This is a genomic window from Pseudanabaena sp. FACHB-2040 (assembly GCF_014696715.1).
Lineage (GTDB): Bacteria > Cyanobacteriota > Cyanobacteriia > Phormidesmidales > Phormidesmidaceae > JACVSF01.
This window is the reverse complement of the sequence record NZ_JACJQO010000021.1, coordinates 81,988-106,841: the sequence shown is the minus strand read 5'-3', so window position 1 is coordinate 106,841 and position 24,854 is coordinate 81,988. Positions and strand designations below refer to the sequence as shown.

Here is a 24,854-nt window from a genome sequence, read left to right as displayed (position 1 = left end):
AGCGTACCAGTCGTGATGTGAAGCAGCGCCACACTGGCTAGCGTAGCCAGAAAAATGCCCGACCCCCAAAGCCAGCGTCTGACCAAACGCGGTTTTTGCCGCTGCCACTCCACCGCGTAGCAGGCCAAGAGAATAGTCATGCCCCAGAAGCCAGGAGCAGGCCAGGCTGGAAGAATTTGCCGTGAGCCACCCAAGTAGGTAAACAGCAGCAGAATCGGCAGAGAAATCCACAGCACCAGCCGTTGCTTTTGCCGGAGCCAGTAGGCAGCCGCATCTGCAGGGGGCGTGAAGATCTGTTGGACTTGTGAAATTAGCTGGCGGCCGCTCACCCACCACAGCGGCAGCCCAAAGCCAGGAAACAGATAGGCGATGATGATGAGCCAGTAGCTCAGCAGCTGCAGCAGGCTAAAGCTTGGAGCTTCAGCCCCCTCAAAGCGCATAGAGAGCTGAAACCGAAAGGAAATCCAGTCATGCTGCAGGTTCCAAAACCAAAGGGGAAACAGCGTCAGCCCAAAAATTCCCAAGGCCAGCAGGGTCCAGGGCGACCAAAAGACCCGACGGTAGCGAGGCGTTGCTAAGCAAAAGCCCACGAGGCTCAGCGCCAGCACGAACCCGTGGTACTTACCGAGGCAGGCCAGCCCGACCCATAGGCCAAACAGGGCAATGCGCCAGGTCGGTTGGTAGGGCTTCTCGACTCCAGCAGCGTGATCAGTATCGGCTGCTGGGAAAAACTCAACTGCGGCCCAGTACAGGGTCACCGTCCAAAAGAGAATCAGGGTGTTATCAGGGGAGGTGAGAATGCCAAAGGCGATCGCAAACAGCGGCACCAGAGTTGCGATTGCTAGCGCCATCCGCCCGACCTCGGCCGAGAATAACCGCACTGCTGTTTGATAGAGCAACCACAGGTTGAGCGTATGCAACAGCAGCGCCCCGAGGCGAATCGTGAAAGGGGAAATGATACCGCTTAGCCACCAGCCAATGCCTGTCGTCAGCGCCACTAGGGGCGGATGGTCAAAGTAGCTCAAGTTCAGATAGCGGCTGTAGAGATAGTAATAGGCCTCATCAAACCCCGGAAACAGAAAGGCAGCAATCACTGCCCGCACCAGCAACCCTCCCCCTAGCAGCCACAAGACTGTTTTGAGATGTTCTTTGGGCGGCAGGGTCCAGAGATTCATGAACTGTTCTCGCAAAATACCGATTAAGACGCACATCGCGCTGTGCAATGTTAATAATGACACTATCCATCCACTGCCCTCACAACCCACACAATGAATGAGGATCGAATGCTTGGCGGTGCCGAGATTATCTGTGTCGGCACAGAGCTACTGCTGGGAGACATCTTAAATAGCAATGCTCAGTTCCTAGCTCAGCAGTTGGCTGACTTGGGCATTCCCCACTATTACCAAACAGTGGTTGGCGACAACCCGATTCGCATTAAGCGCGCCATCGCAATTGCCTGTAAGCGATCGCGGCTTTTAATTTTTACAGGCGGTCTGGGTCCTACCCCTGACGATCTGACCACAGAAACCCTGGCAGACTTTTTTGATGCGCCGCTGGAGGAGCGCCCAGAGGTGTGGACCGACATTCAGGAAAAATTTCTACGGCGGGGTCGCCCTTTGGCCGAGAGCAACCGCAAACAGGCACTGCTGCCGCAGGGAGCCGAGGTTCTGCCCAACCGCACAGGGAGCGCCCCTGGCCTGATCTGGCAGCCGCGTTCTGGGTTGACCCTACTAACGTTTCCGGGGGTGCCGAGCGAAATGCAGGCCATGTGGCTCGAAACTGCTGTTCCCTATCTCAAAGACCAAGGCTGGGGCCAGGCTGCCATTACCAGCCGAATGCTGCGATTTTGGGGCATTGGAGAGGCGGCCCTAGCGGAAAAAGTTGCGCCGTATCTGGAGCAGGAAAACCCCACCGTAGCTCCCTACGCTGGAGCCGGGGAGGCCCGCCTGAGAATCAGCGCCCGAGCCGCCAATCAGGCCGCCGCGCTGGCCCTGATCGAACCTGTAGAAGCGGCCCTGCTGGCGCTCACCGGGCTCGATTGCTATGGCCGAGACGACGATACTCTAGCTTCGGTAGTGGGGGAGTTGTTGCGATCGCAACAGCAAACCCTGGCCGTTGCCGAATCTTGCACCGGCGGTGGCTTGGGGCAGATGATCACACAGGTATCGGGCAGCTCTATCTATTTTCAAGGCGGCGTGATTGCCTACGAGAACGCAGTCAAGATCAAGCTGCTAGGGGTTGAACCCACCGTGCTAGAAGAGCATGGAGCCGTCAGCGCCCTCGTCGCCGAGCAGATGGCGCTAGGCGTCCAGCGGCAGCTCCAGACCGATTGGGGACTGAGTATTACCGGCATCGCTGGCCCCGGCGGTGGCAGCCCAGACAAGCCCGTAGGATTGGTGTACATCGGGCTAGCAACCCCACCCGGCACGGTCTACAGCTACGCTCACCAGTTCGGTCATTTCCGGGGTCGCGATTGGATTCGACAGCTCAGCGCCTGTTCAGCCCTAGATCACCTAAGGCGAATTCTGCTGCAGCCCCACTGCTAAATCAAAAATGTCAAGACTCCCCAAATAGCGCCCTTGATCATTTGCCCCAATTGGTTATTATAGTTACATGCTATCTAAAGCAGTCCCGTCTTATTAGAGGGGGGATGTGCTCTCAAATTTGGGCATCCTGTACCTCGGGAGATGGTAAGCCAAAAGGGAGTTTATCGCTGATGGATTACATTGAAAAAGCTCTGGAAAAGCTGCGGGAATGGATCGACAAGGTGATCGATGCCGTCCTAGGTCCTGAAGCCCAGCCTGAGCATGAGCCGATCCCTATTCCGGTCGACGACCGCGAATACTACCGTTAAAACTCCTGAGCAAGGTTTCTAGGCTTTGTTAACCATCCAGGTACTGCATGGTCCTAACCTAAATCTCTTAGGTAAACGAGAGCCAGAGATTTATGGACAGCAAACGCTAGACACCATTAACCAAATGCTTGCTGAAGAGGCTCGACGGCTGCAGATAGCCATCGAGTTTTTTCAGTCTAATCATGAGGGTGCTCTAGTTGACCAGATCCAGGCGGCAATGGGCCAGGTTCAGGGAATTTTGATCAACCCCGGAGCCTACACTCACACCAGCGTAGCTATTCGTGATGCCATAGCAGCAGTTGCCATTCCCACAGTCGAGGTTCATCTCAGCAACATTCATCGACGAGAACCTTTTCGGCACCATTCCTACATTGCCCCAGTTGCAGTGGGTCAGATCTCTGGGTTTGGCGCTGAGAGCTATCGGCTGGGGCTACACGCTCTGGTAAACCATTTACAGTCTAGCTAAACCAAGCTGTTGGGCTGTACCCTGCCTGCCCTTAATCAGTGCAACGATTAGGGCAAGTAGAATCGGTACAATCGATTTTGACTAATTCAAATGCCCTGTTTATGCGGATGGGAACCCTGAGGTGAATGCCACTCTGCCCACGATCAAACTGCTAGAAACGCCCACTGCCCCAGCCTGGCTGGAGCAGGCCCTAGGCAACCTCAACACGATCTTGCTGGATCATTCCCACTGCGAGCGAAAGGCTGCCGGTGTTGCCCTCAATCTGATGTTCCGCTATCCCTCCAGCGAAAAGCTAGTGCGGACGCTGACCGGCATTGCCCAGGAAGAACTCACCCATTTTGAGCAGGTCAATCAGTGGCTAGAGCGGCGGGGCATTGCCCTACGGGCACTCGCACCATCACCCTATGGAGCTGGGCTCAAGGCTCAAATTCGCCGTCATGAGCCAGAGCGAATGTTAGACGGGCTGCTGGTTTCAGCCCTGATTGAAGCTCGCAGCCATGAACGACTGGGGCTGCTGGCTCAGCACTGCCCAGAGCCTGAGCTGGCGCGATTTTACCGGGGGCTAATGGCGTCGGAGGCTCGCCATTACGGTGCTTACTGGGTGCTGGCGACTCACTATTTCGAGCGCTCCGAGGTAGAATCTCGCCTGACGGCCTTGGCCGTGGTTGAAAGCGAGCTGCTGTCCACGCTTCACCCCGAGCCTCGCATTCACAGCTAATCTATGCGTCAGGCATTTAAAACAGTTTGGCTGCGAGACTGGCAGCCCTCAGATCGAGACCAAGCTTTTCAAGTTATTGCAGCAGTTTTAGCGGAGTATGGGCTGACCTGTGAACCCACAGGCAGCGACCAGGATGCCTACGCAGTCGAGGTACACTACCTGGAGAGGGGCGGCGAGTTTTGGGTAGTGGAGCAGCAGGGGCAGATTGTCGGCACGGCAGGATATTACCCCATCGAACGGGGTGAGCGGGCGGTTGAGATTCGCAAAATGTATCTTTTGCCTTCAGTTCGAGGGCAGGGCTTGGGTCGCTACCTGCTGAACTTGCTGGAGCAGGCCATTGCCCAGCGTGGGTTTAAGCAAATCTGGATCGAGACGGCATCGGTGCTAAAAGAAGCGGTGGTGCTGTACGAAACGTCGGGCTATCAGCCAATCTCTGGAGTAGAAACAGCTCGGTGCGATCGCGCCTATATAAAGCATCTGCCGACTTCCTAAGTTCGCTATAATCGCTTCAGCGAGACTGGTGCAGGCTGTTTTGATTGCCATTTACCCCGGTAGCTTTGACCCCATCACCTTCGGGCATTTAGATATTATTACCCGAGGCAGTCGGCTGTTTGACCGGGTGATTGTGGTCGTTTCCAGCAATCCTAACAAAACGCCTCTATTCTCAACCGAAAAACGAATTGAGCAGATTAAGCTATCTGTGCGCCATCTGCCCAACATTGAGGTTGACTGCTACGACGGATTGACCGTAACCTACGCCAGGATGTGCAACGCGCAGGTTTTGCTGCGGGGGCTGCGGGTGCTGTCGGACTTTGAAAAAGAGCTACAAATGGCCCACACCAACAAAACTCTGTCCGACGATATTGAAACCCTATTTATGTCGACCTCCACTGAGTACGGGTTTCTCAGCAGCAGCCTGGTCAAGGAAATTGCCCGATTTGGCGGGCCTGTCGATCATTTTGTCCCCCACCATGTCGCGAGAGATATCTACCAATGTTACGCCCAGACCCCACCCGCCCCCACTCCCGGCAAAACGGAGCCGCTGATCCCGCTGCCGATGCCACTGGACAGGCAGCCTTCTTCTCCACTGCCGGAGGGGTAGACATTCAGCAGGAGCTAAACCGGCTGGAGGAGCTGATTCTGGGCAGCCCTCGCGTTCCTTTGAGTGGGCGCACCCTAGTAGACGAGGATCAGATGCTAGATCAGCTTGACCTAGTCCGGCTGAATCTGCCAACCGCTTTCCGCGAAGCCAGCCAGATTACGCAGCAGCGGGATATCATTTTGGCCGAGGCTCAGCGCTACGCTCAGGAGTTGGTAGCAGCAGCCGAGCAGCAGGCCGCCCAAATGCTCGATGAGCAGGGCATCGTCAGGCAGGCTGAACAGATGGCGCAGCAGATTAAGACGCAGGCGCAGCAGGACTGTGATGCTTTGCGATCGCAAGTCGTCGCCGAAATTGACCAGATGCGCCTGCAGGCCCAGCGCGAATGGGAATCAATGCGCCAGCAGGCCCTCGCTGAAAAAAATACCATTCAAGATGATGCCGACAGCTATGCTGGAGACGTGTTAGGCCAGCTGGAGCGGAATCTAACAGATATGCTGCGCGTGATTCAAAATGGCCGACAGCAGCTACAGCGCTCTCCCAGCGATGCCGGTAGCCCAGCGGCCCCTACCAAGCGCAGTGCCGAGCCCACCAGCCCTACCCGCAGCAACCAGCCCTCCCGCCCCGATCGGCCTCGCCGCTGACGACTGCCCTTTAACTATCATGATTAGCTACCTCAAAGGTGTCCTGAGCGATATTCAAAGACCGGGCGGCAATAAAATCATCCTTACCCTAGAGGTCAACCAAATTGGCTATGACCTGCAGGTAGTGGCGCGACTGCTGTCTAGCCTGCCGCCGCTAGGAGAACAAGTTCAGCTATTTACGCATCTCCAGGTTAGAGAAGACCAGATGGTGCTGCTAGGCTTTGGCAGCCGTGAGGAGCGCGATCTGTTTCGTCAGCTGGTCAGCGTCAGCGGTATTGGCCCCCAGATGGCGATGGCTTTGATTGACACCCTGGGTACAGAGGAGCTAGTTCAGGCCGTTGTATCAGGCAATACTCGACTAATATCTCGCACCCCAGGCGTCGGCGGCAAAACCGCAGAACGCATCATCCTAGAGCTTAAAACGAAGCTAATGGAGTGGCGACAGCAAACTGGCTTGGTGTTAATGCCAACTGGAGGGCCAGCCGTCTCGATTCAAGAAGACGTTGAGGTGACTCTATTAGCGCTGGGGTACAGCAGCAGCGAAATTCTAGAGGCACTGCAAGCCGTCGGTCAAAATACGACCCTCAGCAAATCTGCCGATCCTGAAGCTTGGGTGCGCGAAGCGATCTCCTGGCTCAGCCGCTAAGCGCCTGACTAGGGTAAGGTAGGAAGGTTGAGAGGGCTGTGTTATGATAGCTAACTCTGGACTATTTGTTGAATTTGAAGACGTTGTCCGCTGATGGCACTGCTGCAAGAACGAAAACAAGAACTCATCTCTGATTTTCAGGTTCACGAAACTGACACCGGGTCGGTTGATGTTCAAATTGCTATGCTCACCGAGCGTATCAATAAACTGAGTGAGCACCTGCAAAAGAACAAAAAAGACTATTCCTCTCGGCGAGGCCTTCTGAAAATGATTGGCCACCGCAAACGCCTACTGGCTTACCTGCTGAAGCAAGACTCAACCCGTTACCGGGCCCTGATTCAACGTCTGGGCATTCGGGGTTAATGGGGACACTCACCTCCCACAGCTAGCGGCGAAATGTTTTTCAGCTGAGACCTATGCCTTCTGATTCTCCGCGTAATTCTCTGCCCTTTGAACCAAACCGTAAGCGCAAAAAGGCAGCTGGCGCTTCTGAAGGAAAGTCAGTTCAGAATTTAAACAAGGATCAGCGCCAATCAGCTCAGGCCCAAGCAGTTCAGAAGTCGGCGAAAACATCATCGTCTACGCGGACTTCTCGCACTGCTCGCTCAGAAGCTTCTATTCCGGAGGGAGTCAGCCGCCGGATGTTTCGCCGGATGGTGATTTTCTCAGGAGTGCCGACTTTTTTGGGGGTCGGCGTCTTCTTCCTGAGCTACTTTCTGCTAATTAATCAGATTTTAGACGTTCCCAAGTACGCTGTCTTTCTAACGACCCTAGGCTGCTTTGGCTTAGGCGTTGTTGGCCTTAGCTATGGGGCACTTTCCGCCTCTTGGGATGAAGATCGTCTGGGCGGGTGGTTTGGAGCCAGCGAGTTCAAAGTTAACTTCGGTCGCTTAACCGAAGCCTGGCGTACATCACGCAAAAGCTCCTAGTCCTTAATCCTCTCTGCTAACCTCCCTAGGGCCGCCTTGGGAGGTTTCGTTTTCAGCCAGCCGAATCAGCTCTTGGATCTGCGCTTCCATCTGCTTCAACATCTGAATGATCGTAGGCAGTGCCTCCTGACGGGAGGTTGTAAAGTTGAGCGTTTGACGAGCTCGCTCTCGAATTTCATGGAGGCGCTGCTGCAGGGTCTGGGCAATGCCTAAGGCATCGCGGCCTAGGTTGTCGATTTGCTGCCGTTGGTAAAACCTCAATGCGGTTCCCCGCAAAACCTGTAGAGTCGCTTCTTCGCCCTGGACATTGGGCATCACTCGCAGCCTTAGCAGAACTCGATCTCCCTGGTATAGCCGCTCAATTTCAACCTGCTTCGACGCGCTAAAACGAAGCAGGGGCAAGTGAGTCATGCGTTTGAATTCGTTGATTACGCCCTGAAACACCTCAAGCTTGATCAGATCTAGGGCTGACTGCACCACACCGTCTTTGCTCCAGAGGATGCGGCCATAGTGCCCATGATTTTCGAAGTACAGCCGACCGATGCCATCTTCTAAAACCCGGCTGAGGAGGGCTTCCATCAGGGCTGGGGAGGAAAGCTGTCTAAGCCCTTCTATGGGCAAATCTCGGTAGCGACTCTGAATAATGAGTTCTAAGGGGTCTTGAGCACCCGCTTCGGCAGCAGGCGAGACAGCGATGCCGCTGGGTGGCTTCGGCTGCGGCTTTGCGATCGCAGCAGCTAAAGGTTTAGGCAATTGAGCCGCTCTCAGCGCCAAACTTTCTGCTGCTGAAAACTCTCGCTCTAATTCGTCAGGAGTGTCTACAACAAGAGTTGCCTGGTAGTTGATCGGGTTCTCGGCATTGGCCTCATGGTGATTTAGACGGGTGGCGCTTTCTTCTGTACTCGCGGCCCGGTGCCTAAGCTGCTTAACCTTAGCTGAGTGGCTGAGATACCGAGATAAGCTGTCTCGGTGCCAATCTGAGGAGATTTGTAGGGTTACAACGGAGTAGTTGATATAAGAGGTTTGCCGCCGTACATAGTCAGCCGCTGCATAGTCGCTAGGATTAACCATACCTAGATTCAAACGACTCCCCTCGATCGACAGCGGCAAAACCTGATAGTAAAGGCAGGCTTCGAAGGGCAGAATGCCGTCAATTAGGGTAAACATCTCGTCGGCATTGACGCGGTCTTCCACCAACAGAGATTCCCTAGGAGTTTCGTGGGAAGCAGAGTGTGCCGCTGAGGAATCTTTAGGTGGTTGCGACATGAACTGACATTAAGTACGGGTCACTTCTATCCTATGAGCGAACCCTAGGCCGCGTCATGGCTGTTCTTAAAATTGTTACTTGGTTTACGTTAAATTTACGGTTATTCCCCTTTAGTTCGTAGAGCTTGAGCGTCTAAATAAAGCTGGGCCCAGTGAGTCTGCACCTGCTTAGGCTTGAGTTTTAGAGTTTGGGCAATTTCATCTATGCCTTGGCCCGCTTTAAAGGCTTCCAGCAACCGCCTTTCTTGGGCCGATCTGCCTGCTAAAAACTGAGCCCACTGAGAAGGCGTAAGGCCAAAGTTGTGCTCTTGAAGGGACGTTTTTAACCAGCTAAAGACTAAATCCGGCTGTTCTCGCAAAGTGAAAACCCGAATTGCGTGGTAGCTCACTTTCTCCCGTAGGCGGTAGACCTGCTGCACCGGCAAGTTCAAGCGCTCAGCGATCGCCTCTTGGGAGTAGCCTTTGAGATGAAGCTCTAGCCACTGTACTGCGGTCTCATCGAGGGAACGAGATAGGTATCCTAAAAAGTTGCGTTTGACCTGCTCTCGTAGGGTTTGCTGCTCGACCAGGTTAGCTTCCTCCTGGTAGTTGCTGATGGCTTCGGTATCGAGCAGGCTTAGGGTTGTATCTGAATTATCTCCGGCAATTTCATCGGAGACTAGCCGCACCAACTCCTTTGTGGGAACTTGAGTCATGCCGCCCTTCTGAGAACGCCGCAGATGATTGACAAAGCGATAGATAATCAGCGGCTGGTTGCGGATAGGGCGCAGGCTGTACTCTTCCAGACTGGCCAGCATCAGCAGATTGCGGAGCCGAGGGTTGCGGGTGCAGCGGCCAATCCAGGCAACTTGCTGGGCCAAGTGGCGGTCGCTCTGCAGCATCTCCTGAATCACTTCCTGCAGCACATCCACAACCGTGCGGTGACGATCTCGGCTGAGGGCAATCCAGGTTCGCACCTTACTGCGAATTAGAAATAGACTGCTCAGCCGTTTAATCAGCTGCTGGTAGGCTTTTTCAGGGCCAACCCCCCAATAGCGCTGCTGCAGGATACGATAGCGATACTCGATAGCCTGGCAGGCGATCTGAAGATCGTCAGTCGACATCTCATCGAACCGATTGGTTTCTTCTCCCAGCAGCCATTGAATAATGCTGTTTTGGACAGACTGCTCCTGATCGGGATAGTCTGACTGGAGCCGCAAGCGCCAATTTTCAACAATTTTTTTTGAAACGGACATGAGTGTACAGTCCCTCTCACCCATCTGCATGCTGCCGTAGGCTTTATATTAGTATCCGGTCTTTCCAAAAAGAAAAGAATCTTTGACGATGCGATCTCTCTATCCTGTCAGCCTAGAAAGGCAGAAGAGCGGCCATTGCTAGAGATAGCGCCTTTTCAGGCCGTACCGAGTTTACCGTTCACAGGGATTGACGGGTACGCACAAAAGCCTTTCGAGCTTTCAGACGTTCCCTGACTTGCCGTGGTTAAGTACCAGTAGTCTAAACTACTTCATCAAAAATTCATAACAGCAGCAGTTAGTTCAAAGATTTTAGAAATCATCAATTTCCTTCCCCAAAAATTCTCTATTTAGTGGTTATTTTGAGATAAAAAAAGGCAGTCCTGTGCAATCTAGGGTGTTTGTTTAATCTCTGTACCTGCTGTCTTTCTAAGGTACTTGTAGGATAGCAGCGCTGCGTGAAGAGAGGGGTGGAGGAGAGAGGCGGTCAGACAGCTTGGTGGGTTAGCATCTGAGGCCTACTCAAAATACGCCCAGTTTATTAAGCAGGATTTTCTATGCCAGTCTCCCAGGGTTTTCGAAAAGAGAATGGGGGATGTAGCCAGGATGCTCATCCCTCTACTACCTGTTTGATCAAGCGAAGCATTGATGTGTTTGGAGCGCTAGTAGGGCTGATTGTATTGGCAATTATTTTTTTGCCGATTGCGATCGCAATTAAGCTCGACAATCCCGGCCCCGTTTTTTACAGCCAGGAGCGCTATGGGCTGCGGGGCAAACCCTTCAAAATCTGGAAGTTCCGCTCTATGGTGCAGAACGCCGACCAGCTCAAAGCTTCCGTTACCAATGAGGCCCAGGGGCTAATTTTCAAGAACGCCAGCGATCCCCGCATTACCCGAGTTGGTCGGCTGCTTCGCAAAACCAGCCTAGATGAGTTTCCTCAGTTTTGGAATGTACTGGTAGGCGACATGAGCCTGGTAGGTACGCGCCCACCGACTGGAGACGAAGTTTCTCAGTATAGTGAGCATCACTGGCAGCGGCTGAACGTCAGGCCGGGCATGACCGGACAGTGGCAGGTAAACGGGCGATCTGCCGTTAAAGACTTTGAGGAGATTGTCAGACTCGATCTCCTCTACCAGTCAATTTGGACCCCTGCCTACGATCTCCGGATCATCTTGTTGACCATTCTCGTACTGTTTAACCGGAAGGGAGCGTTCTAGCGGCCAGTACCAGATTATCTCGGTGTACAACCGTCTCAGCTCCGGCATAGCCAAGGATCTGGGCAATCTCATCGGAACGTTTTCCCAGAATCTGCTGCAGTTCCTGATGGCTATAGTTAACAATCCCTCGGGCGATCTCATCACCAGTAGCGCTGCAAAGCTGCACTGCATCCTGCCGCTGAAACTCTCCCTCAATTTCTGTGATCCCAGCCGCTAAGAGAGATTTTCCGGCTTCGCAAATCGCTTTGACCGCGCCCGAGTCCAGGTACAGCCGTCCAACCGGCACTAGACTGTTGGCAATCCAGCGCTTACGGGCATTCACTGGGCCAGCGTGAGGGGCAAACTGGGTACCCAGAGGCTCACCCTGGAGAATTTTAAGAATGTTTTCTGGGCGACGTCCTTCTGTAATCACGGTCCTGATACCGGCACTGGTAGCAATGCGAGCAGCTGCGATCTTCGTAACCATGCCGCCGGTACCCCACTGAGACCCCCGCTCCCCGACAGCAATATTCAGGTCAGCCAGCTGATCAATTCGCTCCACCCATTGAATCGGCTTAGCATCGGGATGGTAGCGCGGATCAGCGGAATACAGCCGATCTACATCGGTTAGCAAAAATAGCCAGTCTGCTTCAATCAGGCTGGCGACCAGCGCAGAGAGGGTGTCATTATCACCAAACTTCAGCTCTTCAACCGCTACCGTATCGTTTTCGTTGACGATGGGAATCACGCCTAGCTGCAGCAGCTGTCGGAAGGTGCGATAGCTGTTAACGTACCTAGAGCGCTGCACCAAATCGCTGCGGGTTAGCAGCACCTGAGCAATAGGCTGGTTCAACGAAGTAAACAGATCGTCGTACACGCGCATCAGACGACCCTGACCTACGGCTGCTACCGCCTGCTTCATAGAAATGGTTTTAGGCCGCTCGGTTAAGCCTAGCCGCCGACAGCCCACGCCTACCGCCCCAGAAGACACCAGCACTACCCGATGGCCGTCTCTCCTTAGCTGACAGAGGGTTTCAACCAGGGTAGCGAGGGTTGAAAGGGCTAGATGCCCAGAGTCTAGAGCGGTCAGGCTAGAGGTGCCAATCTTGATAACAAGGGTGCTGGGTATCACAGACAGAAGTAAGGGGCTGAGGGCTTAAAAATAATACTATCGATGGGTTCTTAGAGGGCTGCTGGAGCAGCAAAAGCAGTGGGCAAAAAGCTTAGGCGCTCGCTTTTCGTTGCGGAAAAGCAAGCGCCTAATAATTTCGCGCGAAGTTATAAACTAGGATCTTTATTTGGGCTGATCCCATTGAATATCTGTATATATACTCTCAAACGTGGAAAGGAGAGGCCGTGTTCATAATGTTTTCTTTATATTTCAATAGAATAACTTAGCTCAAGGAGGATGTCGTTTCGTCTCAGACCGTTAGCATCTATTACTCAGCGAAAGTTAAGTTAACCAGCTAACCCACAACTTATGACGTTGGAGACAGCCGCCCTTAAAACCTATTTTAGAACTTGCCTAAGGCCGAGACTGGAACGGCACGCCTAACAGCTGGGTCAACCAGACTTCTAGGGTCCTAATCGGGTGGTCTTTTACCGACTCCCCCGGAATCAGCATGGGCTCTACCAGAATGGTAAACATGCCTAAGCGATTGCCAACAAGGACATCAGTAAAGAGACGATCGCCCACCATAGCAATCTGGTTGACCGGCAAGTTCATGGCCGCAATAGCCTGACGCAGCTTGCGACGGGAGGGCTTACCGGCTCCACTGATGTAGGGTACAGACAGAAAGGCAGCAATGCGCTGAATGCGGGGCTCGTTTAGGTTGTTGCTGACCAGCCAGATGTCGGTAGAGGATTTCAGCTGCTCCAGCCAGGCACACACTTCTGGTGTTGTTTCAGCCAGCCGCAGGGGCACTAGGGTTTCATCCACGTCTAGCACGATGCCTCTTAGGCCCTGTCGCTGAATCAGATCCGGCGTGATGCCTACAACGGTTTCACCCAAGATTAGGTCTGGCTGTAGTAGTTTTCCCCAAGTCATGCTTTTGGTACTCCCGCTGAACTGTCGAACGATGCTGGCACTGCACAGGCTAAGGGTCAGTTACCCCCAGCTGATGTTTCGGCATCAATAGTGTCTCGAATTTGGGCTTGGGCAGCTTCGTGCTCAGCTAGAGTGCGGCTAAAGACATGACTCCCGTCATAGCGGGCCACGAAGTACAGATAGTCTGTATCTTGGGGGTTTAAGCTAGCTTCCAAACTAGCCAGACCAGGGCTGGCAATGGGCGTTGGGGGTAGACCCGGATTGAGATAGGTGTTGTAGGGAGAGGGCGTTTCTACCTGAGCCCAGGTGAGCGGATTCTCTGGGGTTTGCTCAATACCCAAGCCATACTCAACGGTTGGGTCGGCCCCCAGCGTCATTCCCTGCTCTAGACGTTTGGCAAAGACTCCGGCGATGAGAGGGCGCTCTTCTGGGATCACCGCTTCTTTTTCGACAATGCTGGACAGGGTAACCCAGTCGAGGAGAGAGTCGGCGGCAGCGGTCTGCTGATAAAGCGGCAGCGCCACCTGCTCAAATCGGGTCAGCATTTGGTCGACCACAGAGCTGGCTGTAATCGAGGCGGCGGGCAGCTGGTAGGTGTCGGGGTAGAGAAAGCCTTCGAGGTGGGGCACAGTTTCGGGCAGCCAGGGGAAGCGATCTCGAGGCACGGTCTCAGTGGCCGCTAGAAAGTCGGCTGCTGGGAAAAATCCTTCAGCCTCAAAATACTGGGCCATTTGTTTACGGTTCCACCCTTCGGGCACCGTAAAGCTGGTTTGGACAACCTGGCCCTCCCAGATACTGTTTGCGATCGCAGGCAGAGGATCTACCGGAGAAAGGGCGTAGGTACCTGCCTGAAAACCGCCAGTTTCATCACGAAATGTCTTCCAGCGGGACCACAATTTCCAGGCAGTCGCAGAGCGAATTAACCCAGCTGCTTCCAAATCATGGCCAATCTGTTGACCGGGTGTGCCGGGCGGAATTTGAATTTGTACGGTGCGGTCTAACTCGCTACTTGAGCTGGCGGCAGCGGCTGGACCACTCGCCCAGTTCCACCAGCTCCATCCCTGCCAGGCGGCAATGCCCGCAGCGGCAGGGAGCAGTAAGACATAAAAAAGACCTTTTACCCAGGGTGATTTTTTTGTCATTGTTCCAAGCTACCGAGCAACAGCCTCTACCGATGATACGGATTGAAAGCAGTTATTCAAGCATGTCGAAGAGCTTTTCTTCAAGAGACGACCTGATCTGCTGAAATTCCTCGGGGCTCACCACTTCTAAATCGCCCTTATCATTGCGGTGAGCAAAGATAAGCAGCGGATCGAGAGGGGTGCAGAGAGTGTACTCCTCGTCCTCATAGAAGAAGGTGGCTAGAATCTGAAACTCCTCGGTCGCATCTTCTTCGCCTACACTGAGTTCGTCTAACTCCAGGGTTAGACAGTCATCTTCTTCGGGTTCAGGCAGTTCACCTTCAGCTGACAGGGTAATGGCTGTGCGCAGCAAGACCAGGTTTTGCTCTCCCAGCACGGCCTTAGCGGTGGGGAAAATAGCGTCAACTTCGTGGTCTTCTACATCCATTAAGACTTCTTCTTCGTCACCTTCATCGGCGCGCCAAACAAAAATCTCAATGGGAGCATTCACCGGCAACAGCAGGAGGTACTCGCGCTCGCCTAGATCAAACGTCTGCTCTACAACGCAGGGCAAAGTCAGCCCCTGATCATCAGTCAGGAGAACGGTCGGTTCATCGTGTTGCAGGTTGTCTTCATCGGCCATGCTGGCGTCTCCTCAGTTCCTAGGCTGGCTGTCCGGGATCAGGTGCTTCCCAAGAATAGCTCACAGGGGTCATTTCCCGTCGCCTATCTAACCATTGTTGCAGGATAATGGCCGCTGCTTTGCGGTCGATCATGCCTTTGTTGCGGGAAGGGGAGCGGTTTTCAGCCAGCAGTAGCTGTTCGGCTTCAAAAGAAGTCAAGCGCTCATCTACATAGTCCACTGGCAGCTCAAGGGCCTGAGACAGCCGCCTAGCAAACTTTTGCACCTGACGGGCCTGGGAGCCTAGCTCTCCATCCATAGTGTAGGGCAGGCCTACCACAAGCACCTGCACCTGACGCTCCTGAATCAGGTAGCGCAGATCTGCCAATATTTGGTCAAAGGAACGCCCTTCTAGGGTAGTGATACCCGAGGCAATCAGGCCGGTGCGATCGCAGCCCGCCACGCCAATACGCTTTTTGCCAATATCTAGGCCCAGTGCAGAAATATGAGTCACGCCAGTTTTCTCACGCTGAGTTCCCTTTGCCTCTGGCTCTAGCGGGTTCAGGTAGAGCCTTCTTCAGAAGAGCCATTCTCGCTCTTCTCAGGCGGATCTTCTGGTGCCGTTTCAAACCGCAGCCCACTATCGACAGCGTTAGGCGGCTGTGCGCCCTCAGTCCCTTTGCGAGGAGGGACTGGCGGAACGGTGCTTGAGTTGAGCAGTGTCTGCCAGCGATCAGCAGACCAAGACATCCGACCTGGAACTGGCTTACCAACCGGCTTTAGGCCAGAGAGCACGTCTGAGAGCTGCAGCCCTTCTAGGCTTAAAGGTCTAGACTCACGCACCTTGTGCCACACCGAGCGAGACATCAGCAAAGAGTGCTCTTCCGGGGCAGCCTGAATCTGGTTCAGGTACTCCTCTCGCTCCGGCTGATAGTCTAGCGAGGCCAGCCTCAGCGACTGGGCCGGGAAGGGCTGTAGAATCCGCGCCATCTGGGCCACCATCTCGGGGTAGAGCCAGGTGTAGGCGGGGTGAACCATCAGATCAGCTTGGTGAGGCTGCTTGCCGTCGCGGGCAATTGCCAGCTTAAAGTAGCCAATGGCGGCCTTACGCTGATGTTCAAAGACATAGGCGCTAACTACTTCGGTATGTTTGCGCCAGCGCTCTAACCCGGTTGAGAGAGCAGCTAGAGGCTGGGCCTTAAAGTCCTGAATTTGGTGGTCAAATACCTGCCGCACCAGCGGTGGCATAGAGGCCGTATCGAGCTGGTAGAGCAGCTGAGCATCGGCATTGCTGACCGGCAGCAGGTTGGGCAAGTCGGGTTCGCGCTCGGCTAGCGACTGCATCAGCTCTGAAGGTAGCGACCAGTAGGTCACTTGGGCCAAGGGCTGAAAGCCGTTGAAGCGGTAGAGCGCCAAGGCTGACCGATTGTTTACATCGGTTTCAATAATCCAGGTGCGCGCTTCCCAAACCTTGTCGAAACAGTGGCGCAGCAGGCGAGAGCCCACGTCCATAAATCCGGGCGGCAGCTTTTCAGTCAGGGCAATTCGGTTAACGGCAATATGGTCTACCTGCCAGGTGCTGCGGCCCCGGTTAAAGGGGGAAACCTGAATCAGGCCCACCAGCTGACCGCTGTGCTCGGCGACAAACACGGTCAGCGACTGCTGCACCGGCTTGGGCAGCAGGCTGAGCACCTTCAGCGGGCCGTACCAGCGGCAGAGCCGATCAATCTCTTGGATGGTCTTTTCGGTTGCGATCTCATCTCCCGCATCCAGCTCTTCTGTGCCCCAATGCTTGACCGTATCCAGGTCACGGTACTGGAGCGGGCGGATCGTGAGGGTAGGGCCGGAGGACACAGTGGAAGCCATGGAATTGAATACCGGTTGAAATGCGCTAGGGAAAGCAATGCTGGCGGCATCCGGATGGCTAGGCCGTCTCTGTGGGAGACATGCCTAAGTGACTTACCTAAGAAACTGGCCCCTCTGAACTAGAGGCCCATCAAGCCGGTGGCGTTGAGGGCCGAACCAAGACCAGCGGGGTTTGCTCATCGGCATTGCCAGCGGGGTTGTCCCGCAGCGCCTGGATCAAAATTTGAGTATCGACTTTGGGGGTCGCTGCCAATATCTTAACCGCTTTCAAATCGTTGACGTCGACGATGGCTGCTTCTAGGCCCGTAGCCTGACGAATTTGCAGGACAACCTCCTGGGGGTCGGCCGGTCCCAACACAATAAACTGGTCGTAGGGAGGCAGGGTACCTGTGACATCGTCAATGAGGCGGGCCTGTTCTCCAGCGAGCTGATAAAACATGCCGGGCTGGCCGAGGACTTTTGCGATCGCACCCCCTATAAACGCCAGCAGCACCCGAACCGGCCCCACCACATCTACCAGGGCCTGCATACCGCAGGCGGTCGCCAGACTGGAGGTGGGCAAGAAATAGTAGCACAGCCGCTTTGCCACCCAGCCCGGACGGATATCTTGAGGATGCCGCCAGCGGCCCTGCATAATGGCTACCGGCGTTTCTCCCAGGGTAATAATGTCGCCAGGCTGGGCATGGGGCGCGACATAGCGTTTGACCACGGAAACCGGATCGTCTAAATGGGTCAGCAGATGGGTAGGCACTGGCAAGACCTGGGCTACCGGCGTTGAACGCCAGTTCTGGTGCTCCTCAGGATTGGGAAACTTCAGGGGGACTACCACATGACCCATCTTAGGAATTCGGCCCCCAGGGCCATAGGTGACGTAAGGCACTCTCACCCAAAGGGCTTTGAGCGCTCTGAGGTCGCTGCCTTCTACGTCAATGCGAATCTCCAGGCAAGTTTTTTTTCTCAGCTTGACGATATAGGCAAACCAGTAGCCGTCGGGCCGCGCCTCAGCATCGGGATGGTGGGGAATGACCTCGGTTTTGACGGTCACCTCTTTGAGGGGTGAACCGGATAGCAGTGTCGTCTCAACCGTTAGCTCCGGCACCATAATCTCCGAGGCCGGAGTACGATTGATCAGCTCCGATTCCCCTACAATGCGGTAGTGATTGGACTCATAGACTTCTAAGTTCCACTTCCCCGCGTCAAAGGCCAGGTCGTTGCCCCGACGCTTGCGGTACTGCAACTCCAGCAGCAGCCACCCGGCTAGCACAAGGCCGACTGTGCCAGCTAGTAAAATCCCAATCACACCAGTAGTCACTGACTTTCCTCACGCCCTGAAAAACAACCGGCATTTAGCGCCTTCTTATAGAGTCTATAGAACTTTGTCTCCGTTTCAAGGGCGACCCGTGTCGTCCTGACCAAAGACTGATTCGTCCCTATACATTTACAAAACTTAGGATTTGCGGCACGATTTCATCAATGGGCGTAACCGTAAACCGCTAGAGCACCATAAGGTTTCCAAAAACTCTTTTCTGCTGTAACTTTGCACACCACCTAGGGAATGCCATGAGAGATCTCTTGACCATTGAGCGCGTCTGTCTGTTTGGCCATCTTGGCTCTATGGCCTTTGGTCTGGCTGGGCTGCTTTTGGTGATGCCCCACCCAGAGTTTCTGGCCTATGTACCTGCTGGGCAAACAATGTTCCAGTGGAGCATGGCCGGCGGGGGGGTTGTCTACATTTTGCTGGGCACGCTGACGGTAGCTCTACACGCTTACCGCACCTTAGGCTGGACGGCTCTCCTAGGGTTTTTGGTACCAGCAGTCGGCCTCTCCTTGGGCAGCGAGCTGCTAGGCACCAGCACCGGTTTTCCCTTTGGCCACTACAGCTACCTCAATGGACTGGGCTATAAAATTTCGGGCCTAGTACCGTTTACCATTCCCCTGTCTTGGTTCTACCTGGGCCTCTCTTCCTATCTGCTGGCCAGAAACGGCCTGCAGCGCTCAGGGCAAGATAGCAACAACGCTGCGCTCAAAATCATCGCCGCTATCTTCCTGGGAGCCACCCTGCTAACCTCTTGGGACTTTGTGCTAGATCCAGCGATGAGCCAAACGGCAATGCCCTTCTGGCACTGGCACCAGCCTGGCGCATTTTTCGGCATGCCCTACCAAAACTTTGCTGGCTGGCTGGGTACTGGGGCTATCTTTACTGCGATCGCAACCCTAATCTGGCAAAGCCGCTCTCAAAGCTGCAACCTCAGCCGTGAGGAACTCAACACTCCCCTGATTGTGTATCTCGGTAACTTCGCGTTCGCTACCATCATGAGCCTGGCCGCTGGGTTCTGGGTACCGATTCTGCTAGGTATTTTGGTAGGGGCATTACCCGCTGTGTGGTGCTGGTCGCGTGCGCTGTCTGCATCGGCTATGGAAACTTCAGTGGCAGTGGCAGTCAATAGTTCCCTAGGAGCCGCCGTTACCGCTCCCTCCGCCTCAGTTAGCGTCGTCACCAAATAACCTCAGGGCTCGACTTGTGGCTCAACCCGCTCTCACTCCTAGCCTGCATGTTCGCTGAACTCTCCACTCCAACCTGGTTAATGGCTTTGGCCGCTGTTTTGCTGGTACTACAGCTGCCCCCGCTGCTGGTACTGCTATCTCGTTTACTCCAGGGCCCAGGGCGACGACCACCGCTGCAGCCCCAGTCAGCCACCGTTGATCAGCTAGGCAGCGTCAGCATCGTAGTCCCCACGCTGAATGAAGCTCAACGCATCGGGCCTTGTTTAGCTGGGTTGAGCCGTCAGGGCTATGAGGTGAGAGAAGTCATTGTCGTAGACAGCCGCTCTACCGATGGCACCCCTGATCTGGTAAAACAGGCCGCCACCCGCGACCCCCGTTTTCGCCTGGTCACAGACGACCCGCTCCCCCCCGGCTGGGTAGGGCGGCCCTGGGCCCTGCACACAGGTTTTCTCCACAGCTCCGAACACAGCCAGTGGATTCTAGGCATTGACGCCGATACCCAGCCCCAGCCGGGACTAGTAGCCTCTCTACTGCAGTCTGCCACTGCCGAGCAGTACGATTTGGTGTCGTTAGCTCCCCAATTCATCCTCAAAACCCCCGGTGAACTGTGGCTACAGCCCGCCCTCCTGATGACGCTGGTCTATCGATTTGGGCCAGCCGGAGCAGCAGCGGCTGGAGCCGAACGGGTCATGGCAAACGGCCAGTGTTTTTTGTGCCGCCGTTCGTTGCTGCAGCAGTTAGACGGATACACCGCCGCCCGTGCCTCTTTCTGTGACGACGTGACGCTAGCCCGCTATGCCGCAGCCCAAGGAGCCAGAGTTGGCTTTTGGGACGGCTCTCAACTTCTGAAAGTCCGAATGTATGAAGGTATTGCAGAGACTTGGCGGGAGTGGGGCCGCTCCCTCGATCTCAAAGACGCGGCTTCTCCAGGACAGGTGTGGTGGGACCTCTGGTATCTAACGGCAGTCCAGGCGATGCCCTGGCTGGTGCTGCCGGTGCTGCTGGTATTGGCAGGGCTAGGGTTATCTCTCAGCGGTCCACTGCAGGGTTTACTCTGGCTTAACCTGGGGCTTATTGCCGTGCGCTTTGCCCTCCAAGCAGCTATCCAACCCTCCTACGACTTTGGACAAACTCAAAGCCGTTGGGCCTTTTGGCTTGCCCCCTTAGCCGATGTACCGGCAGTTTTTCGAATTGGCCTTTCTTCTATGCGGCAGCCTACTCAGTGGCGAGGTCGTCAATATGCCCCCAAGCTTTCAGTCGAGCCCCAGTAGCGTCTATCTCCCGATAACGTCCGTTTACAGAGCCCATTCAGAAAAGGGATGCTTAGCCAGATTAACGTTGAGATAGCGAGGGTCAGCCGTCACCTCTGTAGCCACCCATTCAGGTAACTGCAGCTCGTAGGTTGCATCGGGCAACTCCACCTCAGCCACAATCAGCCCCTGATTAGCCCCCAAAAACTCATCCACTTCCCACAGCAGCTCCGCTTGAGGAATACGGTGGCGTACTTTTTCAACCAATGGCGGGTCACAGAGGGTTTCTAAAATCTCAGTGGCATCGGCAGCGGGGATAGGATACTCGAACTCAGGGCGAACGATTCCCACTGCCGGACCTTTTAATGTCAAATATCCCTGATCGCCCACCAGCCGCACTCGCACCGTACGGCTATCTGGAGTTGGGATATAACCCTGGCGGTAGAGTGTGCCAGTACCGAGCGATCGCCAAGCATCGCCAGTCACGAGAAATTTTCGTTCGATTTCCTGGCCCATGAGCTTGCATCTTTTAAGCGAAGTATATTTGCCCAGCCTCCTGAGTCAGGCTGGCCTGTCATATTGCTTTCTACAAGCGTAGGTCAAAGGCTGCGATAGAGTCTACGGCAAAGGGTTGAGGTAAATAAAGGCTTCGACTTCATTAGCTCGTGGTTGGGCCGCCATCGCTCCCGGCCGCATCGTCGTTAGGGCTCCTACCGCGCTGGCGTAGCGCAGGATTTGCTCCATGGCTGAGGGGTCTTCCAGGCTCTCTAGGCCTTGGCTATCGAGTTGATGGATAAACCCAGCTAAAAAGGCATCGCCTGCTCCCGTTGTGTCTTCACTCTCAATATCGTGGGCGGGCAGCCTGCCCTGCCCCTGCGGAGTCGCATAGCAGCAGCCCTGGGCTCCAGCAGTCACCAAAACAGCTTTGAGCTGGGGAAGGTAGTCGAGAATAGCCAGCGGATCATCCGTTTGAAACAGCCAGTGAGCCTCCTCCTGCGACAGTTTGAGCAGATCCACCTGGGTCAAAAAGGATAGGATGCGCTGAGGCGCAAGAGCCCGGGCCGTGGCAGGAGCCGGGTGCGAGGGGCTATTCTTTGTAGCCGTCACCGCTTCCGGCCAAAAGGCAGGTCTCCAGTTGACATCTACAATCGTTGTCAAGCCGTACTGCTGTGCCCAGGTCAATGCTTGCGCCATCGCCGCCCCTGTATCGGGATAGGCCAAACCCAACGTTCCCATCACTAGATAGGCAGCTTCAGCAAACAGCGACTGATCCAGCGCCCCAGCCTGCAGGTAAGCATCAGCAAACCCAGCCGGATCAGGCAGGTGAAAGCCAACAAACTGCCGCTCTCCTTTAGCATCTCGCATCACCAACACAATCCGAGTAGGTGCGCTGCGATGTCTTTGAACGGCATCACAGCCAACCCCCGCTGCCTGCAGTGCCTGGATTAATCGCTGGCCAGGCGCATCAGACCCCAAACAGCCGATAAAATTAGTCGACGTGCCCAGCTTGGCTAAGGCCGAAGCCACGTTAGCCGGGGCTCCTCCCGGTAAATCCTGCCAACTAGCTAGAGGATTTTCAGCCGGATCAGGCTGGCCAAACAGCCGATCGATGAGCCCCTCACCCAGGCAAATAACTCGACCACTCATGCCTCTGTCCCTGCAGACGGTTTCAAACAGCCTACCGAAACCCTATGCGGTAAGCTAACGGCGGCAGATTTTGAACCCTGTATCAGTAAAGCCGGCGTAGCACATACTCAGACAGGTCAAGCAGAGCCTGACGAGACTCTGAGGGCGACAGCACCTGCAAACAGCCCAGGGCCTGGCGGGCATGCTGAGCAGCCAGTTCTCGTGAGCGCTCAATTCCTCGACTACTGTGAATCATAGCGAGAGCTTGGTCAAAATCACCTGATTCTGCAAACTCCCGCTCGATGAGCGTGGCTAGGAACGGATTTTCCTCCAGAGCATACAAGACAGGGGCCGTGAGATTACCGCTTTTAAGATCCGACCCAGCAGGCTTGCCCAACACCTCATCAGAGCTAGTGAAGTCTAAAATGTCGTCCACAATTTGGAAGGCTAGTCCCAGATTACGCCCATAGTCATAGAGCTGGTCACAAGCTGTCTCTGGCAGGTCACTGAGGACGCCTGCGGCTTTAGCACTGTTGGCAATCAACGAGGCTGTTTTGAAGTAGCTCTTCTCTAAATAAGCCTCTAACGATAGCTCAGCATCAAATCGATTGAGCCCTTGCTGAATCTCCCCTTCAGCCAAATCCATGATCACCTGAGACAGCAGCTTGACTACTGTCAGATTGTCCAGATTAGCCAGATACCAGGAGGATTGGGCAAACAAGAAATCTCCTGCCAGCACCGCCACTCGGTTGGTAAAGCTGCTGTGCACGGTAGGCACACCTCGCCTGACCTCGGCTTCATCTACTACATCGTCATGCACTAGGCTAGCTGTGTGAATCATCTCAGTGATTTCAGCAAGCCGCCGATGCTTGGCGGTGATGTCTTGACTGGGCAGTGTCGCCCGCGACAGCAGAAGCACAATAGCGGGGCGGATACGTTTTCCTCCAGCGTCAAACAGATGCTCTGCAGCAGCATAGAGAATTGGGTGTCGGGCACCAACCAGGTTCCTGAGATTCTTGGTTAGTAATTTTAGATCAGTCTCAACCGGCGCGAAAAGAGAGGTTGCTGAAGTCATGGGCTACCGGCAAGGGCGGCTTAAGTTACGAAATTTTACATAATCTGTCTTCATTCTAAGACAAGCCCACAGTAAGTGAAAGAAAACCCTGACGCTATCCTAACCTCGGAAGTTGAGTGCGATCGTTAAACCCCTTAAGCAGCAGTCTCTTTCAAGGACCAGTCGAGCTCAGAAATTTCCTTTAGATTTTTGTAAATATTGGCAATCATCCCCTCAGGTTCAAAGCTAGCCTGTGCTAGACTCTTATTAAGAATTTCCAAAAAACTAAATATTTGAAGGTGCTTATGTGATAAGTACTTTCGATCCGAGAAGGGCTCAAAGATGGAGTGCTGAATCAGAGCACCAGCGCTAGTTGGGTTCTGTAATTCGTGTTTTCTTGAGTCAGTTTCGGTTCCAAACAGTCTTTGGGGATCATTCAGCCTTTCTAGAGCCTTTTTTAAGGTTCCGAAAAGCTGCTTCAGAGCTGCTTGGCCTCTTTTCGTAACGGTTCCTCCGTCAGCTTAAAGACTGTTTAGCGGTCTTTGGGCTTTATTGCTTTTTCTACGCTCCTGCCCTCGCCATGACTTCCTCATCTGCCGTTTTCATCATTCCCGGACTGGCAATTGGCTACCTAGTGCTGGTTTATGGTCTGCTGCTCTTAGCAAGACTAGCCGAAAAGCGCAGTCACCCTGAGGCGTAGCATAGGAACTTTCAGCTTGTCTCTGCTGCTCTCTAGAGGTAGCCATCTGCTTAGCGGCCAGCCAACTTTGACTTGTCAACTGCTAGTGTCTAGCTGCCCGCTAGAGAGGTTGACGGTCGGTAGAGAGGTCGCTGCCGGGAGGCGAACTTGACGCACCGTTGGTAAATGACCTAACCATTGCACCGCAACTTGAGCAAACTGACTGGGAGCTCCACTGACGTAAAACTCGGTGGGCCAAGCTGGAACATTGCTGCGCAGTCCTAGCGCATCTAACTCTTGAGCTGCTGCCGCCACCATGTGAACTGCAGGATCAACAAAGGAGACGCGGCTGGGTAGGAGGGTTTGAAGGACGGGGGCAAGATGGGGATAGTGGGTACAGCCGTAGATCAGAGTGTCGATCTGAGCGGCTTTAAGAGGGGCCAGATACTGTTTAGCGACCTGATAGGTATAGGGGTCGTGAATGCGGTTTTGCTCGATCAGGGTGACGAATTCAGGGCAGCCCACCTGCCAGACCTGCCGATCTGGATGAACCTCTAAAATTGCCTGACGGTAGGCATCGCTCTTGACTGTGGCGGATGTGGCAATTAGTCCAATCCGTTGACCCTGCTGAGCAGCTGCTCGTGCCCCCGGCCAAATCAGGCCCAGAATAGGAAAGGGAAATTCCGCCTGCACCTGCTCTAGCGCCAAGGCAGAGCTAGTATTGCAGGCCATCATCACCATCTTCACGCCTTGGCTGGCCATCCAAGTGAGGATTTCTCGGACAAACTGCAGAATTTCCTCGGGAGAGCGGGAACCGTAGGGCAGCCGAGCCGTATCGCCAAAATACAAAATAGACTCGTTCGACAGCTGTCGGTACAGCTCACGCAGGACGGTTAAACCACCGACACCGCTATCAAAAATCCCAATGCGCGAAGGATTTGCAGTCACACCACCAGGAGCTAACCAGTTGCTCATCAGTACTTTGACTCAGGATGAAATATTGTTTTTAAGAGTTTAGTCGTATTTAGAAAAAT

At 54.4% G+C, this 24,854-nt stretch carries 27 protein-coding genes; 13 read left to right on the top strand and 14 right to left on the bottom strand.

Going from position 1 to position 24,854, the window contains the following annotated elements; genetic code table 11:
- Positions 1 to 1,211: glycosyltransferase family 39 protein (locus tag H6G13_RS23025; RefSeq protein WP_242028487.1), on the bottom strand; the 1,211-nt coding region annotated here is incomplete at its 3' end.
- A gap of 57 nt (positions 1,212 to 1,268) precedes the next feature.
- Between H6G13_RS23025 and H6G13_RS23020 the strand changes: the two genes are divergently transcribed.
- The 10 genes from H6G13_RS23020 (at position 1,269) to H6G13_RS22975 (ending at position 7,356) form a co-directional block, all read left to right on the top strand.
- Positions 1,269 to 2,546 carry a competence/damage-inducible protein A gene (locus H6G13_RS23020; RefSeq protein ID WP_242028486.1) on the top strand — a complete coding sequence of 426 codons (1,278 nt, stop codon included), beginning with the start codon at positions 1,269 to 1,271 and terminating at the stop codon, positions 2,544 to 2,546.
- Between the two features lie 170 nt (positions 2,547 to 2,716).
- Positions 2,717 to 2,854 (top strand): hypothetical protein, encoded by a 138-nt coding sequence (locus H6G13_RS23015; protein WP_190487255.1) that lies wholly within the window; start codon positions 2,717 to 2,719, stop codon positions 2,852 to 2,854.
- A gap of 25 nt (positions 2,855 to 2,879) precedes the next feature.
- Positions 2,880 to 3,320, top strand: a complete 441-nt coding sequence (gene aroQ, locus H6G13_RS23010; protein ID WP_190487253.1) for a type II 3-dehydroquinate dehydratase — start codon at positions 2,880 to 2,882, stop codon at positions 3,318 to 3,320.
- Between the two features lie 121 nt (positions 3,321 to 3,441).
- A complete protein-coding gene (miaE, locus tag H6G13_RS23005) occupies positions 3,442 to 4,038 on the top strand; it encodes a tRNA isopentenyl-2-thiomethyl-A-37 hydroxylase MiaE (RefSeq protein WP_190487251.1) in 597 nt (198 codons plus the stop codon).
- A gap of 3 nt (positions 4,039 to 4,041) precedes the next feature.
- A complete protein-coding gene (locus H6G13_RS23000) occupies positions 4,042 to 4,530 on the top strand; it encodes a GNAT family N-acetyltransferase (RefSeq protein ID WP_190487249.1) in 489 nt (162 codons plus the stop codon).
- Between the two features lie 40 nt (positions 4,531 to 4,570).
- Entirely contained in the window at positions 4,571 to 5,140 is a 570-nt protein-coding gene (coaD, locus tag H6G13_RS22995; protein ID WP_190487284.1) for a pantetheine-phosphate adenylyltransferase, read from the top strand.
- Positions 5,032 to 5,781: a hypothetical protein gene (locus H6G13_RS22990; RefSeq protein WP_199306533.1), complete on the top strand. Its 750-nt coding sequence runs from the start codon at positions 5,032 to 5,034 to the stop codon at positions 5,779 to 5,781. Before coaD ends, H6G13_RS22990 begins: the two co-directional genes overlap by 109 nt.
- 19 nt (positions 5,782 to 5,800) lie before the next feature.
- Positions 5,801 to 6,427, top strand: coding sequence for a Holliday junction branch migration protein RuvA (ruvA, locus tag H6G13_RS22985; protein ID WP_190487247.1), 627 nt, complete (start codon positions 5,801 to 5,803; stop codon positions 6,425 to 6,427).
- A gap of 93 nt (positions 6,428 to 6,520) precedes the next feature.
- Positions 6,521 to 6,790 carry a 30S ribosomal protein S15 gene (gene rpsO / locus H6G13_RS22980; protein WP_190487245.1) on the top strand — a complete coding sequence of 90 codons (270 nt, stop codon included), beginning with the start codon at positions 6,521 to 6,523 and terminating at the stop codon, positions 6,788 to 6,790.
- A 53-nt stretch (positions 6,791 to 6,843) separates the two neighbouring features.
- The gene (locus tag H6G13_RS22975; protein WP_190487243.1) at positions 6,844 to 7,356 is read left to right on the top strand and encodes a PAM68 family protein; all 513 of its coding nucleotides are present in this window, start codon (positions 6,844 to 6,846) and stop codon (positions 7,354 to 7,356) included.
- A 3-nt stretch (positions 7,357 to 7,359) separates the two neighbouring features.
- Here H6G13_RS22975 and H6G13_RS22970 read toward each other — a convergent pair whose 3' ends face one another.
- A complete protein-coding gene (locus H6G13_RS22970; RefSeq protein ID WP_190487241.1) occupies positions 7,360 to 8,622 on the bottom strand; it encodes a hypothetical protein in 1,263 nt (420 codons plus the stop codon).
- Positions 8,623 to 8,723: 101 nt separating this feature from the next.
- A complete protein-coding gene (locus tag H6G13_RS22965; RefSeq protein WP_190487239.1) occupies positions 8,724 to 9,857 on the bottom strand; it encodes a HetZ-related protein 2 in 1,134 nt (377 codons plus the stop codon).
- A gap of 554 nt (positions 9,858 to 10,411) precedes the next feature.
- Between H6G13_RS22965 and H6G13_RS22960 the strand changes: the two genes are divergently transcribed.
- Positions 10,412 to 11,071, top strand: coding sequence for a sugar transferase (locus H6G13_RS22960; RefSeq protein WP_190487237.1), 660 nt, complete (start codon positions 10,412 to 10,414; stop codon positions 11,069 to 11,071).
- On the opposite strand, the gene proB is transcribed toward H6G13_RS22960, so the two are convergent.
- The 7 genes from proB to H6G13_RS22925 form a co-directional block, all read right to left on the bottom strand.
- Positions 11,049 to 12,179 carry a glutamate 5-kinase gene (gene proB / locus H6G13_RS22955; protein ID WP_190487280.1) on the bottom strand — a complete coding sequence of 377 codons (1,131 nt, stop codon included), beginning with the start codon at positions 12,177 to 12,179 and terminating at the stop codon, positions 11,049 to 11,051. The two genes, H6G13_RS22960 and proB, sit on opposite strands and share 23 nt — an antisense overlap.
- 396 nt (positions 12,180 to 12,575) lie before the next feature.
- Positions 12,576 to 13,097 (bottom strand): YqeG family HAD IIIA-type phosphatase, encoded by a 522-nt coding sequence (locus tag H6G13_RS22950; RefSeq protein ID WP_190487235.1) that lies wholly within the window; start codon positions 13,095 to 13,097, stop codon positions 12,576 to 12,578.
- Between the two features lie 56 nt (positions 13,098 to 13,153).
- Positions 13,154 to 14,239, bottom strand: coding sequence for an endolytic transglycosylase MltG (mltG, locus tag H6G13_RS22945; RefSeq protein WP_190487233.1), 1,086 nt, complete (start codon positions 14,237 to 14,239; stop codon positions 13,154 to 13,156).
- 52 nt (positions 14,240 to 14,291) lie between these two features.
- Complete coding sequence (locus H6G13_RS22940; protein WP_190487231.1) at positions 14,292 to 14,861, bottom strand: DUF3727 domain-containing protein; 570 nt, start codon at positions 14,859 to 14,861, stop codon at positions 14,292 to 14,294.
- Between the two features lie 19 nt (positions 14,862 to 14,880).
- Positions 14,881 to 15,354: a Holliday junction resolvase RuvX gene (ruvX, locus tag H6G13_RS22935; RefSeq protein ID WP_190487229.1), complete on the bottom strand. Its 474-nt coding sequence runs from the start codon at positions 15,352 to 15,354 to the stop codon at positions 14,881 to 14,883.
- Positions 15,355 to 15,401: 47 nt separating this feature from the next.
- Complete coding sequence (locus H6G13_RS22930) at positions 15,402 to 16,706, bottom strand: GNAT family N-acetyltransferase (protein WP_190487227.1); 1,305 nt, start codon at positions 16,704 to 16,706, stop codon at positions 15,402 to 15,404.
- Between the two features lie 130 nt (positions 16,707 to 16,836).
- Positions 16,837 to 18,018, bottom strand: coding sequence for a F420-0:Gamma-glutamyl ligase (locus tag H6G13_RS22925; protein ID WP_347277519.1), 1,182 nt, complete (start codon positions 18,016 to 18,018; stop codon positions 16,837 to 16,839).
- Positions 18,019 to 18,266: 248 nt separating this feature from the next.
- On the opposite strand from H6G13_RS22925, the gene cruF reads away from it, so the two are divergent.
- Together cruF and cruG are read left to right on the top strand one after the other, a co-directional pair.
- Positions 18,267 to 19,211, top strand: a complete 945-nt coding sequence (gene cruF, locus H6G13_RS22920) for a gamma-carotene 1'-hydroxylase CruF (protein WP_190487225.1) — start codon at positions 18,267 to 18,269, stop codon at positions 19,209 to 19,211.
- Positions 19,212 to 19,258: 47 nt separating this feature from the next.
- The gene (gene cruG, locus H6G13_RS22915; RefSeq protein ID WP_190487223.1) at positions 19,259 to 20,482 is read left to right on the top strand and encodes a 2'-O-glycosyltransferase CruG; all 1,224 of its coding nucleotides are present in this window, start codon (positions 19,259 to 19,261) and stop codon (positions 20,480 to 20,482) included.
- Positions 20,483 to 20,506: 24 nt separating this feature from the next.
- On the opposite strand, the gene H6G13_RS22910 is transcribed toward cruG, so the two are convergent.
- From H6G13_RS22910 to murI, 4 genes are all read right to left on the bottom strand, one after another.
- Positions 20,507 to 20,977, bottom strand: coding sequence for a CYTH domain-containing protein (locus H6G13_RS22910; protein WP_190487221.1), 471 nt, complete (start codon positions 20,975 to 20,977; stop codon positions 20,507 to 20,509).
- 102 nt (positions 20,978 to 21,079) lie between these two features.
- A complete protein-coding gene (locus tag H6G13_RS22905) occupies positions 21,080 to 22,108 on the bottom strand; it encodes a carbohydrate kinase (protein ID WP_190487219.1) in 1,029 nt (342 codons plus the stop codon).
- Positions 22,109 to 22,190: 82 nt separating this feature from the next.
- Positions 22,191 to 23,162: a solanesyl diphosphate synthase gene (sds, locus tag H6G13_RS22900; RefSeq protein ID WP_190487217.1), complete on the bottom strand. Its 972-nt coding sequence runs from the start codon at positions 23,160 to 23,162 to the stop codon at positions 22,191 to 22,193.
- A gap of 754 nt (positions 23,163 to 23,916) precedes the next feature.
- Positions 23,917 to 24,795: a glutamate racemase gene (gene murI / locus H6G13_RS22895; protein WP_190487215.1), complete on the bottom strand. Its 879-nt coding sequence runs from the start codon at positions 24,793 to 24,795 to the stop codon at positions 23,917 to 23,919.
- Between the last annotated feature and the right edge of the window lie 59 nt (positions 24,796 to 24,854).